We start from the raw sequence: 18,195 nt of genomic DNA, 5'->3' as shown, positions 1-18,195 counted from the left end.
TCAGCATCCGGCCGCGAAAGGCACCTCCGGTGCGGCGATGTCATCCTCGCGGCCGACTCGCGCCGCGCTGGCGACTCCTAGCCTCAAACCATGACGACGCGACCGAGACACGTCTTCGTGCCGCGCAACTTCGTGGTCTTCGCCCTGATCGGCCACCTCGGGGGCGCCGTGGCGTTCGGGCTGGCCGCAGCGCTGTTCGCCTGGTCGCTCACGTTCTGGGCCGCGCTGGGCGGCGCCGCTCTCGGTGGCGGATTCGGCGTCTTCTTCGGGTTGCTGCTGCTTCGCGCCGAAGAACCTCGGGCGGATGCCGCGACTCGAGTGGCCCTGCCCCCGCGACGTCCGTGGGCCGCCATCGGCGCCGGGGTGGTCGCGAGCATCGTCGTGTCGTGGATCTCGTTCTCGACGACCTTCAGCCGCTCCGGGTTTCTCGAGGGCTCTCCGTGCCAGGAGCTCAGCGCCGATCGTGGCCAGCACATCGGCACGGTGCAGACGCTGATCCCTCTGCAGTACACCTGTGTCTATTCCGGTGGCACGCTCGCGACCGCGGCCGCCGAGCTGGCCGCGGTCACAACTCTGGCGTTGCTCGGCGCCGTAGCCATCGGATGGGGGCTGTGGCGGTTGGCGCGCGCCCGATCGGGTTCCGACACCGTCATCCGCGCTCTCGCCGGAGTCGTCGCCGCTTTTCTCGCGACCGTGTGCGTTGCCGGCGTCGGTGCGCTGCCCAGGCGTGATATCGACGCGCAGGCGCTCGGGGCGGCGGAGGCGGCAGCGGGAGTGGCAGCAGTGGCCGTCGCCTCCGGCGTCGGACTCTGGATGTTGTGGAGACGGGTGCGAACTGTGGTCCGCTCACCTTACGCTGGGGGCATGGATCCGGCAGAGCGCCAGCGCGCACGCTCCCGTCAGCACGTCGTCGTGGGGGTGGTCTTCGGGGCGCTCCTGCTCGTGGCGCTCTCCGCGCCGTGGATACTGCAGGCCGTGGTCGGCGCCCCAACGATCACGACGTCGCAACGACCCCAGCCGATGTACACGAGCCAGCCGGAGGTGCCGCCCATGGTCGCTCCCGAAACGGTCGACGGGTTCGCGGCGCCCCGCGCGGCCGAGCTGTCCACCGTGTTCACCCTCGACCAGGCGATGGCCGCGAGCCAGGAGATCTCCGACCTCACGGTGGCGGTGGCCGGCCCGATCAACGACCCCAACATCGCCCCGGGCACCACGAGCTTCCCGGTGTACGCGGTGGACTGCCTCCGAGTGCAGGGAAAGCAGGTCGACCACGAGGTGTGGTTCACGGTCGACGACGCGACGGGCGGCATCGAGCGGGTGCGCGCGATGTGGGAGTCGAAGGGCTACACGCTCGACCCGGCGAGCACGCCGGGCAGGTACGGCTACGTCGGCGATCCGTCCGGCGCCGTCGACCTCGTCAGCATCGAGGACATGGACGGCACGATCAAGCTGCGAGTGGCGAGCGTCTGCGTGCCGGCCGACGAGCCCTAAACTCGTCACCATGTCCGCCGAACCCACGCCCCCGAACGACACCTACAGCTACCTCGGGCCGGCGGGAACCTTTACCGAGGCGGCACTCGCGCAGGTTCCCGAGGCGGCGGGCAAGCACTGGCGCTCGGTCAACAACGTCGGCGAGGCGCTCGACGACGTCGTCGCCGGACGCAGCACCGCCGCGATGATCGCGATCGAGAACTCGATCGAGGGCGGGGTGAGCGCCACGCAAGACGCTCTCGCGACCATCCCCGACCTGCGCATCGTCGGCGAGTATCTCGTGCGTGTGAACTTCGTCCTGGTTGCCCGCCCCGGAACGACGCTGGCCGACGTCAAGGTCGTCAACGCGCATCCGGTCGCCTACGCCCAGACCCACCTCTGGCTCGACAGAAACCTGCCCAGCCACGGCCACATCCCGGCCACCTCCAACGTCGCCGCCGCGGCGAGCCTCCTCGACCCGTCGACCATCTCGGGCGCCGGCATGGCCGACGCGGCCGTCGCGCCGCCCGGGATCGTGGGCCACTACGACCTCGACGTGCTCGCCACCGACATCGGCGACAACTCGAACGCGGTCACCCGGTTCGTGCTGGTGAGCCGCACGGTCGCCGTTCCGGAACGCACCGGGTCGGACAAGACGAGCATCATTGCGGAGCTTCCGGATGACACGGCCGGCCGTCTGCTCGAAATGCTCGAGCAGTTCGCCACCCGCGGGGTCAACCTCAGCCTCATCGAGTCGCGTCCGATCGGCGACGAGCTCGGCCGGTACCGCTTCGTGATCGACCTCGACGGCCACATCCGCGACGAGCGCGTGGCCGAAGCGCTGCTCGGCCTCAAGCGCTTCAGCCCGAACGTGATCTTCCTCGGCAGCTACCCGCGCGCCGACAAGCTCTCGATCGAGGTCACCAACCGCTACGCCGACGACAGCTTCCTCGAGGCGCGGCAGTGGCTCGACGGCCTGATCGGCTGATCCGGCTGCAGCGGGGCTCCCGCCGCTAGTTCCCGCTCGGAGCTCGCGTGGCGGCGGCGCTCGGCACCCAACCGACGAAAGCTAGAACGAGCCCTCTGGCACCCGCACCGTGAGCGCACCGGGGTCGACCCAGGTGTGCACCGACCGGGCCTCGCCGAACTCGTCGCCGTCGAGCTGGAACTCCTGGGGAACCTCGACGACCATCCGCAGGTCGCGCCCGGTCAGATAGGTGACGTCCTTGACGTCACGCGACAGGTCGATGATGCGGCGGCCGAGCGCGCTCTTGCGCAGCACCCCGTTCTCCCACGCGACCTTGTTCCACACGTTGATCCAGCCGAACGGCCCGCGCGGCCGAAGTGCGACGAAGTCGAGCACGCCGTCGTCGGGCTTGGCGTCGGGGATGAGCAGGATGCCGCCGGGCAGCTTTCCGCAGTTGCCGATGATGATCGTGTGCACGTTGACCGAGCGCTCCGGCTCACCGTCGACGCTGAGGCGCAGCCTGACCGGCTTGATCTCGGGCAGCGAGCGGATGCCGGCGTCGACGTAGGCCAGCCAGCCGACCGCCTTCTTGAGCTTCGAGTTGGTGTTCGCGATCATCTTCGCGTCGAGTCCGAGGCCGGCCATCACGAGGAACACGTGCTCCTCGCGCACGCCGTCGGCGCGCACGATCGACGCGAGCCCCAGGTCGATGGTGCGGTCCACGCCGTGCAGCGCGGTGTGGATCGCCTCGTCGAGCGTTCCGAAGCCGATGTCGAGGTTGCGGGCCAGCAGGTTGCCGGTGCCCGACGGCAGCAGGGCCATCGCGACGCCGGTGTCGCGCAGTCCCTCGGCCACGGCGCGCACCGTGCCGTCGCCGCCGGCCGCGAGCACGAGGTCGGCTCCGCGGGCGATCGCCGTCGCGGTCACGAGCTGACCGGCGTCTTGGAGGGTGGTCTCGAACCAGAGAGGAGGCAGCCACCCCGCGTCATCCGCCGCCGCCGCGACAGCGGTCTTCAGAGCGAGGATGTCGACCTTGATGGGGTTGTACACCACGGCTGCCTGACGGGCATGCGTGTTTTCGGGGGTCGGCACCTCGCCAACGCTAACGCACCGGTGCGGCGCTCGTCTGCTATGCGCTCCAAAGTAGACTGAACGGGTGATTGATCCACAGATTCTGCGCGAAAACCCCGATGTTCTCCGACGCTCTCAGCTCGCCCGCGGTGCATCCGTGTCGCTCGTCGACGACGCGGTCGCCGCCGACGCGCGCCGCCGGGAGTCCATCGGCGAGTTCGAGAACCTGCGCGCCGAGCAGAACGTGTTCGGCAAGACCGTCGCGGCGGCGCCGAAAGACGAGAAGCGCGCCCTCGTCGCCCAGGCGCAGGAGCTCGCCGCCCGGGTGAAGGCGGCGCAGCAGACGTCGGCCGAGGCCGAGGCCGCTTTCGCGAAGATCGTCGGCGCGATCGCGAACCCCATCATCGACGGCGTGCCGTCGGGCGGCGAGGAGAACTTCACCACCCTGCGCGAGGTCGGTGAGAAGACCGCGTTCGACTTCGAGCCGCGCGACCACGCCGAACTGGGCGAGATGCTGAAGGCCATCGACATCACCCGCGGCACCAAGGTCAGCGGCAGCCGCTTCTACTTCCTGCGCGGGGTCGGCATGCGTCTCGAGCTGGCGATCATGAACATGGCACTCGACAAGGCGCTCGCCGAAGACTTCGTGCCGATGATCACGCCGACACTCGTGCGCCCCGAGATCATGGCGGGCACCGGCTTCCTCGGAGAGCACGCCGACGAGATCTACTACCTGCCGGCCGACGACCTGTACCTCACCGGCACGAGCGAGGTGGCGCTCGCCGGGTACCACTCCGACGAGATCCTCGACCTGTCGGGCGGCCCGCTGCGCTACGCCGGCTGGAGCACCTGCTACCGCCGCGAGGCCGGTTCGGCGGGACGCGACAACCGCGGCATCCTCCGCGTGCACCAGTTCAACAAGCTCGAGATGTTCAGCTACGTGCATCCCGACGAAGCCGAGGCGGAGCACGAGAAGCTCGTCGGCTACCAGGAGTCGATGCTCCAGGCCTGCGGCCTCAGCTACCGCGTCATCGACGTCGCGGCCGGCGACCTCGGCTCGAGCGCCGCGCGCAAGTTCGACATCGAGGCGTGGGTCCCGACCCAGGGCACCTACCGCGAGCTCACGTCGACGAGCAACTGCACCACCTACCAGTCGCGCCGCCTCGACATCCGCTTCCGTGGCGAGAACGGCAAGACGACCCCCGTCTCGACCCTCAACGGCACACTGGCCACGACGCGCTGGCTGGTGGCGATCCTCGAGACCCACCAGAAGTCCGACGGCTCCGTCGTTGTGCCCGAGGCCCTGCGCCCCTACCTCGGCGGCCTCGAGATCTTCGAGCCGGTCGCCTGATGGCATCCGCCCGCTGGCTCATCGCCCTCGACATCGACGGAACCGTGCTGCACGAAGACGGCACACTCGCCGACGCCGTGCGCGAGCAGGTGCAGCGGGCGAGCGAGCTCGGCCACGAGGTCATGCTCGCGACCGGCCGCTCCGTGGCCATGACTTTGCCCGTGCTCGACCGGCTCGGCATCGCCCCCGAGTACCTGGTCTGCTCCAACGGTGCGATCACCCTGAAGCGCGACGCCGACGCGCCGGCCGGCTACTCCCGGCACTTCGTCGAGACGTTCAACCCCGGCGAAGTGCTCACGACGATCAGATCGAATCTGGATGCCGCGCACTACGCCGTCGAAGACGAGACCGGGCTCTACCGCTTCACCGGATTCTTCCCCGACGGAACCCTCGGCGCGAGCAGCGTCAAGGTTCAGTTCGACGAGCTGCTGCAGCACGAGGCGACCCGCGTCGTCGTGATCTCGCCCGAGCACGACATCGAGGACTTCCTGTCGGTCGTCGAGCGAATGGGCCTGCACAAGGTCAGCTACAACGTCGGCTGGACCGCGTGGCTCGACATCGCCCCCGACGGTGTCAACAAGTCGACGGCGCTCGAGCGTGTGCGCGAGCTGCTCGACATCCCGCGCTCCAGGGTGATGGTGGTCGGCGACGGACGCAACGACATCGAGATGCTCGAGTGGGCGGCGACCGAGGGGCGCGCCGTGGCGATGGGGCAGGCCCCGGCCGAGGTCGTCGCAGCGGCCAACGAGACCACCTCCACCGACCTCGACGAGGGCGTCGCCCGGGTGCTCGAGAGCCTGACGCGGCGCGTTTGACGCCCGGAGGGCTGATATTCAGGCTCGAGTTGCGACCATCGGATACACTCGGGACTTGGTTTCTCCTGGAGGGCTGTCCGAGCGGCCGATGGAGCCAGTCTTGAAAACTGGTGATGTGAAAGCATTCGTGGGTTCGAATCCCACGCCCTCCGCACATTCGACTTCCATTGCGTACAACTACCGAGAGGATCTGAGATGAGCGACCTTCGTCCTCGATCGAGCAGATCAGCGCAGACCGCCGGCATTGCGCGCCACGGCCAGCTCAAGAAGTCGAGCCCCTGGCCCACCATCCTCAAGTTCCTCGGTGCAGCCCTCGTGGTCGCCCTCGTCAGCGGTGCGTCACTGGGCGCGATCGTCGTCTCGCAGATCAAGTCGAACATCACGACCGTCACCCTCGTCAGCGAGGAGACGGAGGGCCCGCCGCCCAGCATCGGCGCATACGAGGGCGGATTCAACATCCTCATCGTCGGCAGCGACGTCTGCGAAGACGGCTCCGGCTGCGCGGGACGCGGCAGCGCGGAGCTGAACGACGTGACGATGCTGCTGCACGTCTCGGAAGACCAGACCAACGCGGTCGCCGTGAGCATCCCCCGCGACCTCGTCGTGCGCGTCCCCTCCTGCCCGCAGGCCGACGGTACCGGCACGACCTCGGAGATGGCGGGGCGACCCATCAATGAGACCCTGTACTACGGCGGCCTGCCGTGCACCGTGCTCACGGTGGAGGCTCTCACCGGGCTCGACATCCAGTTCGCCGGACTCATCACCTTCAACGGCGTCATCAACATGACCACCGCCGTCGGCGGCGTCGACGTCTGCATCGACGGGCCAATCCGCGACAAGTACTCCGGATTCACGGCCGACGCGGCGGGAACCTACAACCTCAGCGGCCCCCAGGCCCTCGCATTCCTCCGCACGCGTCACGGCGTCGGCGACGGCAGCGACCTGACCCGCATCAGCTCGCAGCAGGTGTACCTCTCGTCGCTCGTGCGCACGCTCAAGAGCGCGGACACGCTCGGCGACCCGGTCAAGATCTACAACCTCGCCAAGGCGGCGACCGGCTCGATGACCCTGTCGAAGAACTTCGCCAACCTCGACACCCTCGCCTCGATCGGTCTCGCCCTCAAGGACATCCCGCTCGAGAACGTCACCTTCGTTCAGTTCCCCGGCACCACCGGTGTCGGCGGGCTGTACCAGGGCAAGGTGGCCCCGGTGAAGGCCAAGGCCGACGCGCTCTTCGAGCTGATCCGCACCGACACACCCTTCGGGCTCGCCGCTGCCGGCGACGGTCGTGGTTCGGCCGCCGACCCCAACGCCCCCGCCGTCGTGCCTCCCGCGGTCGACCCCGCCGCGCCCGTCGATCCCGCGGCACCGGTCGACCCGGCAGCGACCGCGCCGCCGGCGACCCCGCTCGAGGTGCTCGACATCAAGGGCCAGACCGCGGCCGACTACACCTGCTCGGTCGCGAACAACTAACGGCGCACACCGGTCTGGCCAGCACCGACGGGAGTCATGATGAGTGAACTCGACGAACGGCGGCGAGGCACGACCTCCGCCTCGTCGGCCGAGCCATCGCGCCCGCCGACCGTGGCTCGGCACGGCCAGCTCGAGCGTCGGAGGGTCTTGCCGAGCCTGCTCGCCTTCGTCGGCGCAGCGCTCGCGGTGCTGCTGGTCGCGGGCGCCTCCCTGGCGGCCATCGTGGTCGCGCAGCTCGACGCCGACATCGACACGTTCGTGCTGCCGGGGCAGGAGAACGAAGAGCCCGTCTCGATCGGCGCCTTCAAGGGCGGCTTCAACATTCTCATCGTGGGCAGCGACGTGTGCGAAGACGGGTCGGGATGCAACGGCCGGGGTTCCGCGGAGCTCAACGACTTCACCATGCTCCTCCACGTCTCCGAGGACCAGACCAACGCGGTCGGTGTCAGCTTCCCCCGTGACCTCGTGGTTCCCGTGCCGGCGTGCCCCAAGGCCGACGGCAGCGGCGACTATTCGGCGATGTCGGCGCGTCCGATCAACGAGACGCTGTCGTACGGCGGACTGCCGTGCACCGCGCTCACGGTGCAGAAGCTCACGGACGTCGACATCCAGTTCGCCGGCCTCATCAAGTTCAGCGGCGTGGTGGCGATGTCCGACGCCGTCGGGGGAGTGCCGGTCTGCGTGAGCGGCCCGATCGACGACAAGTACTCCGGCCTGCAGCTGCCCGAGGCCGGCACGTACACGCTCTCCGGTAACGACGCTCTCGCCTTCCTGCGTTCGCGTCACGGCGTGGGCGACGGCGGCGACCTCACACGCATCAGCTCGCAGCAGGTCTTCCTCTCGTCGTTGCTGCGCACGATCAAGAGCAACGACACCCTGGGCGATCCGGTGAAGGTCTACAACCTGGCCCGGGCGGCGACCTCGTCGATGAAGCTGTCGGACAACTTCGCCGAGCTCGACACCCTCGCGTCGGTGGCCCTCGCGCTGCGCAAGATCCCGCTCGAGCAGTTCACGTTCGTGCAGTACCCGGGAACGACCGAGGGTACGGGCGTGTTCGCGGGCAAGGTGCAGCCCGTGGCCGACGAGGCCGAGAAGTTGTTCGCCAAGATCCGCGCCGACGAGCCGTTCACGCTTGCCGCTGCCGGCGACGGTGAGGGCGCTGTGGCCGACCCGAACGCGCCGGTGGCACCGGCTCCCACGGTGACGGCCGACCCGAACGCGACCGTGGCCCCGCCGCCCGAGGTGCTCAATCTGCGCGGCCAGACGGCGGCCGACAGCACCTGTTCCGTCGCCAACTGACCCGCCCCGAGGCATCCATTCGGCCCATGCGCACAAAGTGCGCTCGGCAATTGGCTATGATTGCTGACGAACAACTAGGGAGACGTCGCATAGTTCGGCCTAGTGCACCACCCTGCTAAGGTGGAGTACCCTAACGGGTACCGAGGGTTCAAATCCCTCCGTCTCCGCACGTGAAACCCGCTAGATCACTCAGATCTAGCGGGTTTTCTGCGTTGTGGCCCGGGCCTGTTCCCGGAGTGTGCTCAGGAGTATGTTCGGTGCCGTACGGTCTACGCACGAAGATCGGCTCGCAGTCCTCGCACCATCAGCGAGTCCTCCCTTTACCGCCACCGGCCGCATACGCCATGTTCGCGGGGAGGTGAGATCGTCGGACTTTCATCAGTATCTCGACCACTGCGGGCGCCTCTACACGGAGGCGATCCTCTCGGGATACGGCGCGGCGGCACTGCGGCGGTTCGGCGGGGTGTTCGTCATCGCGGCCGCAGACGCCGAATGGTTGCGTGTGGAACGCGGTGGCTACCTCGGCGTCATCGACCGCAATCGGGACGGACAAGAGATCCGTCCGCTCGCGGCCCAGCGCTGGCGAGCGTTCCGCGGGCGGATAGAGGGGGCCGTCGCCTCGGGGCGGGCTCCCACCGAGGTGCTCGCCACGACCCTGCGTGAGGAATACGGCACCTCGCCACACACCCCCGAGCAGGTGGAGGCGCTGCTTGCCCGCGCGGCGGGACCCGACGGCGGCCCCGCGGCGAGTGGGTGGATCATCGAGCTGCGCACCTGGGAATGGCGGCTCCGCAACCGATTGGAGGTCGCCACCGACACCTTCGGATCCATCGCGATGACCGTGTACCTCATCGCGACGGCGCACGGATGGCACAACGCCACGCCGGAGCAATGGGACAAGGCCGTCGAGGCGGGACGCGTCGGCGCCAACGTGGGGAGACTGCTCGGCGGCGTGAGCGCCTTCGGCGCGGGACGGGCCGGGAACCGCGAGCTATCCCGCGGTGTACCGGAGAGGCCGGTCGCCGCCGAGATGCGCGGCGCAACCGACAGGGGTACAACCACGCGACCGACGCCGAATCCGGTGCAGGCAAGGAGGCAGCCCGAACCATCGCCGGCGCCGGCGCCTCCGCCCCCGTCGGCACCCGCACCCGCGCCCGCGCCGCAGATCGCCGCTCGCGGAAGGGCGCCCGTCGACGTGGACCCGCACGGCGTCGAACGGGCTTTTGCGCCCGGCGCCCCGTTCCGCGGAGGCGGCGTGACCGTCTCGAGCGCGTACGCCGATCTCGAGGGAGCGCTCGGGTCACGGCTCAGCCCCCGCATGCGCTCCGCCATCTCGGTCGTAACCGGGCGGTTCCCCCCATCGCTGCGCGCGATCTGGGTCACCCGCGGAACATCGGACGCCAGCACACGCCTCAACGAAGTCCGTCGCCTCTGGAATCTGGGAACCCCCGACGCGCAGGCCGCGGCCCGAACGCTAGCGCGGGAACAGGTCTACGGACAGTGGCGTGACCGGTTCTGGACGGCGGTGCGCGCCCAGATGAAGAGTGACGCGGGCCTCAAGGCGATGTTCGACGACGCCGGCCTCGAGTTCGGTGGGGCGTCGGGGGCACCCTTCTGGACCATGCCGGACGGCAGGAGGCAGACCCTCACCATCGACCACTTCGACGTGCGGTTGTCGGACGATCCGACCCGGTGCGTCGACATCGCGAACCTCGCGCTTTCTCCCTCACGTGAGAACTCCGTCAACCTCGAAGGCCTCCGTAACAAAGACCCATTCCAGTAACTACCGATGAGGAGCCCCCATGCCAAGAAACGAGAGCATCAGTTCGAACATGATCTCCGGCAAAGTAGTCGCCGAGACCACCGGCGCAGGCGTGGCCGATCTGGTCGTCGTCGCGCTCGACTACGACCGCTTTCGCCTGCTGGAGCCTCCGGACGAGGTCGCCGACAATCCGAGCGCCGAGCATTTCCGAAACATCGCACAGCGAGAGCAAGGTGTCGCTGCCGCCCTCGCCGCCGCGCAGGGAACAGACGAGGAGCAGACCCAGATGCAACGCCTCGGCTCCGTGATCACGGACCCGCACGGCGCGTTTCATCTCGAGTATGACGACGATCTCTTCGCAGACCGGACGGACGGGGGCGACGAGCTCACTGACCGTCGCCCCGACCTCGTGCTGCTCGTACTCGCCCCCGATCGCCCAGGCGAGACCGGCGGGGGACGGCTGCTCCATGAGCGCCTGCTCCACTACACCCGGCCCGCGCAGTTCGCCTCGGGTCGTCGCGAGAGCTTCGTGATCCGAATCCCAGACTCGCGGCTCGCCGAGTTCGGCGTGCCCGTCGGCGAAGACGACGAGCTGAACAACCCGGCGGAGTTCCAACAGAGAGCGGAGCGCGGCGCGGCTGCCACGAAAGCGCGGAGAGCTGCCGCCACCGAACTGTTCGCTAGGTCCGACCTGCCACGTCTTGCGATCGAGAAGAAGGCCTTCGACACGATCCTCACCGGGCTCGCCAGGCCCACGCCCGCCACGCGCACCGGCTACATCGGGTTCGCACCGGGAATCGACCGCATAGAGGACTTCATCTGGAAGGGATTCCGCGGCATCGCGTGGCTACTCGCGTCGACGCCGCGCACCGGTCGAGTCCACCTGAGCGACCGCGAGCTCACCGCACTCGGCGTCACAGCCGCCTCGGTCGGAGCCGCTAGTGGGGCGACGATCGACTATGCGGAGCTGATGAGCCTGCTCGGATACTCGTCCGGCCCATACCGCAATCGCAACCTGCTCTCGCAGGTCGAGGTGCGTCGCGCCATTGCGAACCTCGTCGCCGCGCACGACACGCCCTCGGTTCCCGCCGCGCCAGTCGACGCCGCACCGACCGCCACCGAGAAGACTCTCCGGTCCTCGATTCTGAGCCGTCTTCAGGAACAAGCCGACGGGCTCGCTCGTGACCCTGCCACTGCCGACCCGGCCAACGACCTGTCGCGTCTGCGGACGATCATCGATCAGCTCGAACAGTCGAGCGGAATCGGCAACGCGTCCGCCATGCACGATGTCGATGTGCTGCAGGTGGCCTTCGAACCCGCGTGGGGCGCCGCCTTCTCGCCCGCGGTACTCGAGAGTGCTCAGGGCCTCTACCGTGCGACCGTGAAAGAAGACGGGTCCTCGATCTTCGACACGCTCTTCGGCGACTGGAGCGACCTGCACGACGTGCAACAGCTACGCAAGTACGTGGGCGACATCGCCGCCGCGGCGGGCGGATCGAGCTCGGCAGCGATGGCGGGAGTCGGCGACCTTGCGCGGGAGCTGTCGGCCGCGCTGCGGGAACCCTACGCCTTCGAGCACTTCACGGCAGGGACGATCAACTACGGGATCCTGCAGACCTACCGTCAGACCTGGACTCCGATCGCCTACCAGGCCGGTCGCGTCGTGGACTCGATCGCGCTCACCCCTTCCGAGACGCTCATCTCGAAGCTCGCGGTCACGGTGAAGCGGCGCCGCAAGCAGACCAGGCGTGAGCTGTCGAGCTTTCGCCGCACCGATGAGGACTCGAGCATCGGGCGTACGGAGATCGAGGCGATGGAGAAGACGGCCGTCGCAATGTCGATGCAGACCTCCGCCCAGGGAAGTTTCAATGTGGGCGTCGGATCGATCGGCTCGACGGCGACGTTCAACCTGAACCAGAATCAGGAATCGCAGAGGATGCACAAATCGTTCGCGGAGATCGCACGCAAGTCGAGCCAGGAGGTGCGCCGCGAGACGGAGGTGCAGTACGAGGTCGAGACGACCGAAGAGTCGACGAGCGAGGTGACCCGCACGCTGCGAAACGCCAATGACGAGATGACAGTCACGTACGTGCTCTACGAGCTCGAACGCCGTTACCGGGTCGCGAGCTGCCTGCAGGCCGTGCAGCCCGTGCTGCTGGTCGCCCTGCCAATGCCCGACCCGGGCGACATCGACGAGGCGTGGCTGCTCGAGCACGCGTGGGTGATCCGCGAGGTGTTGCTCGACAGGGAACTCGAGGAGGCGCTCGACATCCTCGAAGACAACCGCTCGCGCGACGACGCCCAGCTCGCGGTGCTGAAGGCGAACTACGAGGCGGCATCCGCGGTGCGGAAGAAGGCCGACATGGAGTTCGAGCGACTGTCACAGCTCGCCCGCACCCGACGCGAGGAGATGATCGGAATCACCGTCGACGAGAAAGTCGCCGACGTGAGTCAGGCAAGCACCGGAGAACGCGCCGCCGCCGCCGTGCTGACCGGCGGGCTCTCCGAGTTGTTCGGGGGCGGGCAGAGCAATCAGGACGATATCCTCCGCGCCCGTCGCGAAGCCGCTGAGAAGCAGTTGCAGTACCTCGAAACCGAGATCCGCGCTGCCGCCGAGACGCGCGGTCAGGCCGCGGGCGCATTCGATCAGGCGTCCGACCGCTTCAGCATGGCGCTCACCGCGAAGGCGATGGCCGATCAGAAGCTCCTGCAGTTGCGGCTGCACGTCAAGGGCAACGTCTTTCACTACCTGCACGAGATCTGGCGCCGCCGCGACGCCGATGACCTCTTCTTCAGCCTCTATGACGTCGAGGTGCCATTCCTGCCTCCTCAGGAGGGCCAATGCAAGCTCCGCAAGCCGACCGCGGACGAGCGCGAGATGAACATCCCGGGTGTCGTGATCGGCGGCGAGCCCTACATGGTGGATATCTTCCCGGCGACGACCGTGCCGGACAGGGACGAGATGCCCCGGAAACGGCTCGTCGAGATCGCCGACCTGGACCGTCCCCTCGGTTTCAAGGGGAACTTCGTGATCTTCCCTCTTCGGGAGAGCTCATTGATCACCGACTTCATGACGGTCGGATTCCTCGACGGCTATTACGGCGTGCGCGACCCCGGTCTCGGCGCCTCGTTCAGCGCCGGCGATCTGCTCGAGTACGCGCGCTCCGTGTGGAACGACCCGCAGATCGCCCTCACCGATGAGGAGCGCGACCACCTGGGGAAACTCATCGTCGACGCGGGACACCGGAACCCCGGCTACGAGGCGGAGGTCGTCCTCCCCACCGGCAAGGTCTGGATGGAAGCGCTCAAGGGAGGACAGGCGCTTCTGGAGCCGTTCAAGCTCGCTCATCGCGGGCTCGATGTGCTCAAGGTCGAAGAGGAGGTGCGGAGAGATCGCATCGACAACCTGCGGCGCGTGCAGCGCATCGGTCAGGCGGATCCGCTCCTCGGCGATCCGGACGTCGAGAAGACGACGATCGTGAGCGGTGTCGGCGACGGAATCGTCATCGATCCCGACTGACTCCATCTCCGCGCGACCGGGTGAGGGCCCTGACGGGCTGGCGCGATTTCCGCGTTGACAGCGATCGGCGACGCGGACCACACTCAAGAGTGACCAGGTGGAGGAACGCTGCGGCCCCGAAGAGGTCTGTGCCGGGCGTGCTCGGGGGCATCTGCCTCGCGCTCACGGTCGCGCTCGTCGCACCGGGGATGGTGATCTATCTCTCGGGAAACGACCTGGCGCTGCTGCTCATCATCGTCGGTTTCGCCGTATTCGTCACCGCCATCGGTTTTCTGGCGGCGGCGCGGGCGACGCACTGACTCGAGCGCGCGTCACGCTGACGCACCGGCCCGGTACCGGCGCCGCCGATACCGGGCCCGAGGCCTCAGAGGGTGGGTGCTGCCGGGTCCCACGACTCGGGCAGCGGCGCCGGGCGCTCGACCGTCGACTCGAGGGCGACGGATGCCCCGGTCTCGGCCGACTCGGAGATCGCCAGCAGCACGTCGAGAACGTGCAGCGCGATCGCACCGCTCGCGCGCTCCTCCGACCCGCCGCGGATCGACCGGGCCAGGTCGAGCACGCCCGAGCCGCGGCCGTAGGTCGATCCGATCGCGGGAAGCACGGTCGGCTCCTCCGAACCGAACCTCCACAGCGTGGTGTCGCCGTCGAAGTTGTTCGGGTCGGGCAGCACGAGCGAGCCCTCCGTGCCGCTGATCTCCACGAGTCCGGCGCGCTTGTGCGCGTCCTGGAAACTGAACGTCGACTGCGCGGACTGCCCGCCCGCGAAGCTGATCAGCGCCGCGTGGTAGGTGGGCACCTCGACCGCGAACTCCGTGCCCGCGCGCGGACCGCTGCCGATCGTGCGCACGTCGTGCGACTTCGACGACACGGCGCTCACCCTGCTCGCCGCGCCGAAGGCGTGCACGAGGGTGGTCACGTAGTACGGCCCCATGTCGAACAGCGGGCCCGCGCCCTTCGCGAAGAGGAACTCGGGGTCGGGGTGCCACGAGTTCGGGCCGGCGACGCGGAAGATCGTGGTCGCGGTGAGTGGCTCGCCGATGTCGCCACGGGCGATCGCGCGCAGCGCCGACTGGATGCCCGCACCGAGAACCGTGTCGGGCGCGCACGCGACGCGCAGCCCCGCCGCCTCGGCCGAGTCGAGCAGCTCGCGTCCCGACTCGTGGTCGAGCGCCAGCGGCTTCTCGCTCCAGACGTGCTTGCCTGCCGCGATGATGCGCCGGCCCACCTCCGCGTGCACGGCGGGGATCGTGAGGTTCACGACGATCTCGATGTCGTCGCGGGCCAGTAGCTCGTCGACGGTGCCGAACGACGGCACGTCGAACGCGAGCGCCTGGGCCTCAGCGCGGGCGAGGTCGAGGTCGGCGACGAAGAGCACCTTCAGGTCGGGGAACACCGTGAGGTTGCTGAGGTACTGGGTGCTGATGTTTCCGGCGCCGATGAGTCCTATGCCGACGACGCCCGAACCGGCGGGGGTGAACGCGGCCATCAGGAGAGTCCCCGAGCCGTGAGGAACTCGTAGCTCTCGGTGACGCCCTGCCAGATGTCGCCGGGGTAGGCGTCGAACTCGACGATGGCGTACCGAGCCGACTTCGCGGCGTCGAGCGCGGCGGCCAGCGGCACGGCTCCTCGGCCGGCCGGAACCTGGTCGGTGGGCACGGAGCCGAGCCCGGGCGCGGGGTCGAGCGTGCCGTCCTTCACGTGCAGGGCGACGAGCCGGTCGCCGAGACGCTCGACGAGCGGCACGACGTCGGCGCCGCCCGCGGCCGCCCAGTACAGGTCGAGCTCGATGACGACGGCGGGGTCGAGCAGATCGGCGAATACCTCCAGCGCGAAACGGTCGTCGACGCGGTTGAGCAGCTCCTGGTTGTGGTTGTGGTAGCCGACGGTGATGCCGACCTTCGCGGCGCTCTCCGCGGCGGCGTTGAGCGTGTCGGCCGTCTTGGTGATCTCGTCGATCGAGGTCCAGCGCTGCGGGTCGACGAACGGGTCGATGACCGTGGTCATGCCGAGCTTCGCGGCGGCCTCGAACACCTCTGCAGCTCCCGGCGCGACGATCGAGGTGTCGAACGGGTTCTCCGAGGGGGAGGCGAGCGACGCGTGGCCGGTCGGCGAGGCGATGCCGTTTCGGGCGAACGCGGCCGCGAGCTCGTCGGCGCGGGTGGAGAAGCCGAAGGCCTCGACGTTGGTGAACCCGATCGCGCTGAGTCTGGCCAGCGTGCCGTCGAGGTCGGCGGCGAGTTCGTCCCTCACTGTCCAGAGTTGGATGGAGATTGCTGGCGTGCTCATTCGTGAACCTTGCTTCCTTGGTCGGTGGTCGATCACTGAAAAGGCTACAGCGAAAACCTCCGCGCGGTGGTTTTCTATTGTTAGCCTGTGACGATGGATGTCCCCCGCCCCGGCACGAATGACCGCGAGACCCCGCGCGGCGGAGCGTCGCGATACCCGAAGGGGGTCGCGCGCCGGCAGGAGATCCTCGACCGCACCATCGAGGTGTTCGCCACGAACGGTGCCGAGCGCACCTCGCTGCGGGCGATCGCGGACGCGATCGGCGTCTCGCACGCCGCCCTGCTGCACTACTTCGCTTCGAGGGAGGAGCTGCTGGTCGAGGTGCTGCGCGAAGACGAACGCGTGCGCGGCGGCTCGCACGACGAGAGCGAGATCGTCAGCGTCATGCTCAACGCGGCCGAGCGAAACGTGTCGATCCCGGGGCTCGTCGCGCTGTACTCGACGATGCTCGCCGGCTCGCTCGAGACCGACAAGACCGTGTCGCGGGAGTACTTCGTGCCGCGTTTCGAGCGGATCCGCACCATGCTGATCGAACGCATCTCGGCGGGACAGAAGGCGGGCACCGTGCGTGCCGACGTCGAACCGGAGGCCATGGCCGCCCTGATCATCGCGGCATCCGACGGGCTGCAGACGCAGTGGCTGCTCGAGCCGAAGGTCGATATCGCCAAGAGCCTCGCGCTGCTGAACCGGATCCTCGAACCGTAGGGGCGACCGCGAAGCGCACCCGTCCGGGGGCGTGCGCTCGCCGAATTGACGATCACGCGCCCAGACGAGATGCTGTACGCGTGCAGAACGACTCACTGACCCGGGGGAGCCAGCGTGCGTGATCCAGTAGCCCACCACGCGCCGTTCGGCCTCGTCGAGCTGTCCGGTGGCGGAGTGATCCTCGACGCCAACGACCTGTTCTCGCGCTGGTTCTTTCTCTTCGGCCCCGACCCGGTCGGCAGCCGGCTGTGCGACGTCTTCGGGGTCGAGGACGACGAACTCGCCGAGGCCCTCCGGCAGACCGCCGGCGGCACGGGTCTGGTGCCGGCGACCGCCGTGCTGCGACCCGTGGGCGCGGGGGCCCGTCCCCTCGTGCTGGCGTCGACCCGGCTCGACAACGGCAACACGGCGGTCGCGGTCATGGACGCGAGCGGCCAGCAGGAGTTCGACGAAGATGTCGAACGCGCGCACCTGGCGTCTCTCCGAGAGAGCGAACGGCTGCAGCTGCTGCTCGCGGCGTCGGTGAGCTTCGCCAACTCGTCGACCGCACAGGAGCTGGCCGAGGAGCTGGCCGACTCGGCCCGCCGCTCGTTCCGCGCCGACTGGTCGAGTGTGCACCTCGTCGACGGCGACGACTTCGTGCACGCCGGCGGACACAACCCGCTGGCAGACCGGTGGCCGGCCGATGCGCCACCGACCGGAGCTCGCACGATGCAGCTCGGCAGGATCCTCACCGTCACCGACCCGGCCGACGCCGAGGAGTACTTGCCGGGCGTGGGGATCGCGGAGGTCATGGAGCAGAGCGGGGTGCACTCGATCCTCGTCAGCCCCATCACCGACCACGGCGTCTCGCTCGGCACCGTCGCCTGCTACTTCGCGCAGCGACGCACGTTCGACGGCCAGGCCGAACCGCTCGTGCGGGCGCTCGCTCAGCAGGCCGCGCAGGTGTTCACCCGACTCCGTCTCGAGGAGAAGCTGCGGCGCAGCGCGATGCTCGACGAGATCACCGGCCTGCCCAACCGGCGCCTGTTCGAGCAGCAGTTCGACGAGACGTCGCCGACCACCGCGATCATGTTCCTCGACCTCGACGGGTTCAAGGCGGTCAACGACGAGCTCGGCCACGCCACCGGAGACATGCTGCTCGGGCTGGTCGCACAACGGCTGCGCAGGGTCTTCCGCCGAACCGACTCTGTGGCACGTTTCGGCGGCGACGAGTTCGTCGCGATCATCGAGGCCACCACCGGCGACATCGCCATGGAGATCGCCGAGCGCGCCCGTGCGGCCATCGCGGCGGCGTTTCCCGAACTGCCGGCGCACCACAGGGTCACGGCGAGCATCGGGGTCGCCATCGACGCGACGACGGGTGGCACGCCGCCGTCGGTCGAGCGGCTCATCCGCCTCGCCGACCGCGCCATGTACGCAGCCAAAGGCAAGGGCGGCGACAGGGCCGAGCTCGAGTACCTGCGCTGACCCCGG

Annotated in this window: 14 protein-coding genes and 2 tRNA genes; 13 read left to right on the top strand and 3 right to left on the bottom strand. The window is 68.6% G+C overall.

Annotated elements, in window-relative coordinates:
* Positions 1-90 precede the first annotated feature (90 nt).
* Together ABIE21_RS13760 and pheA are read left to right on the top strand one after the other, a co-directional pair.
* Positions 91-1,491 (top strand): hypothetical protein, encoded by a 1,401-nt coding sequence (locus ABIE21_RS13760; protein ID WP_354025395.1) that lies wholly within the window; start codon positions 91-93, stop codon positions 1,489-1,491.
* Positions 1,492-1,501: 10 nt separating this feature from the next.
* Positions 1,502-2,458 (top strand): prephenate dehydratase, encoded by a 957-nt coding sequence (gene pheA, locus ABIE21_RS13755; RefSeq protein ID WP_354025394.1) that lies wholly within the window; start codon positions 1,502-1,504, stop codon positions 2,456-2,458.
* An 81-nt stretch (positions 2,459-2,539) separates the two neighbouring features.
* Here pheA and ABIE21_RS13750 read toward each other — a convergent pair whose 3' ends face one another.
* On the bottom strand, positions 2,540-3,529 hold the full coding sequence (locus ABIE21_RS13750) for a diacylglycerol/lipid kinase family protein (protein WP_354025393.1): 990 nt from the start codon (positions 3,527-3,529) through the stop codon (positions 2,540-2,542).
* A gap of 64 nt (positions 3,530-3,593) precedes the next feature.
* Here ABIE21_RS13750 and serS point away from each other — a divergent pair, with 64 nt between their 5' ends.
* From serS to ABIE21_RS13705, 9 genes are all read left to right on the top strand, one after another.
* Complete coding sequence (gene serS, locus ABIE21_RS13745) at positions 3,594-4,859, top strand: serine--tRNA ligase (RefSeq protein WP_354025392.1); 1,266 nt, start codon at positions 3,594-3,596, stop codon at positions 4,857-4,859.
* Entirely contained in the window at positions 4,859-5,674 is an 816-nt protein-coding gene (locus tag ABIE21_RS13740; protein WP_354025391.1) for an HAD family hydrolase, read from the top strand. Before serS ends, ABIE21_RS13740 begins: the two co-directional genes overlap by 1 nt.
* A 67-nt stretch (positions 5,675-5,741) precedes the next feature.
* Positions 5,742-5,826 (top strand) — tRNA-Ser (locus tag ABIE21_RS13735).
* A 43-nt stretch (positions 5,827-5,869) separates the two neighbouring features.
* Positions 5,870-7,147, top strand: a complete 1,278-nt coding sequence (locus ABIE21_RS13730) for an LCP family protein (protein WP_354025390.1) — start codon at positions 5,870-5,872, stop codon at positions 7,145-7,147.
* 39 nt (positions 7,148-7,186) lie between these two features.
* A complete protein-coding gene (locus ABIE21_RS13725; RefSeq protein WP_354025389.1) occupies positions 7,187-8,446 on the top strand; it encodes an LCP family protein in 1,260 nt (419 codons plus the stop codon).
* Between the two features lie 78 nt (positions 8,447-8,524).
* Positions 8,525-8,613: transfer RNA gene (locus ABIE21_RS13720), tRNA-Ser, on the top strand.
* Between the two features lie 191 nt (positions 8,614-8,804).
* Entirely contained in the window at positions 8,805-10,229 is a 1,425-nt protein-coding gene (locus ABIE21_RS13715; protein ID WP_354025388.1) for a hypothetical protein, read from the top strand.
* A gap of 19 nt (positions 10,230-10,248) precedes the next feature.
* A complete protein-coding gene (locus ABIE21_RS13710) occupies positions 10,249-13,728 on the top strand; it encodes a hypothetical protein (protein WP_354025387.1) in 3,480 nt (1,159 codons plus the stop codon).
* An 89-nt stretch (positions 13,729-13,817) separates the two neighbouring features.
* Complete coding sequence (locus ABIE21_RS13705) at positions 13,818-14,027, top strand: hypothetical protein (protein WP_354025386.1); 210 nt, start codon at positions 13,818-13,820, stop codon at positions 14,025-14,027.
* Positions 14,028-14,092: 65 nt separating this feature from the next.
* Here the strand turns inward: ABIE21_RS13705 and ABIE21_RS13700 are convergent, their stop codons facing one another.
* Together ABIE21_RS13700 and ABIE21_RS13695 are read right to left on the bottom strand one after the other, a co-directional pair.
* Positions 14,093-15,214 carry a Gfo/Idh/MocA family protein gene (locus ABIE21_RS13700; RefSeq protein WP_354025385.1) on the bottom strand — a complete coding sequence of 374 codons (1,122 nt, stop codon included), beginning with the start codon at positions 15,212-15,214 and terminating at the stop codon, positions 14,093-14,095.
* Positions 15,214-16,014: a sugar phosphate isomerase/epimerase family protein gene (locus tag ABIE21_RS13695; RefSeq protein ID WP_354025384.1), complete on the bottom strand. Its 801-nt coding sequence runs from the start codon at positions 16,012-16,014 to the stop codon at positions 15,214-15,216. Before ABIE21_RS13695 ends, ABIE21_RS13700 begins: the two co-directional genes overlap by 1 nt.
* A gap of 93 nt (positions 16,015-16,107) precedes the next feature.
* Between ABIE21_RS13695 and ABIE21_RS13690 the strand changes: the two genes are divergently transcribed.
* On the top strand, positions 16,108-16,719 hold the full coding sequence (locus tag ABIE21_RS13690) for a TetR/AcrR family transcriptional regulator (protein WP_354025383.1): 612 nt from the start codon (positions 16,108-16,110) through the stop codon (positions 16,717-16,719).
* 114 nt (positions 16,720-16,833) lie between these two features.
* Positions 16,834-18,189, top strand: coding sequence for a GGDEF domain-containing protein (locus ABIE21_RS13685; protein WP_354025382.1), 1,356 nt, complete (start codon positions 16,834-16,836; stop codon positions 18,187-18,189).
* Positions 18,190-18,195 lie beyond the last annotated feature (6 nt).

This window comes from Conyzicola nivalis, from assembly GCF_040548875.1.
In the GTDB taxonomy this organism is placed as follows: Bacteria; Actinomycetota; Actinomycetes; order Actinomycetales; family Microbacteriaceae; genus Conyzicola; species Conyzicola nivalis_A.
The sequence above is the reverse complement of the archived record's forward strand: the minus strand, read 5'-3'. Positions and strand labels throughout refer to the sequence as shown.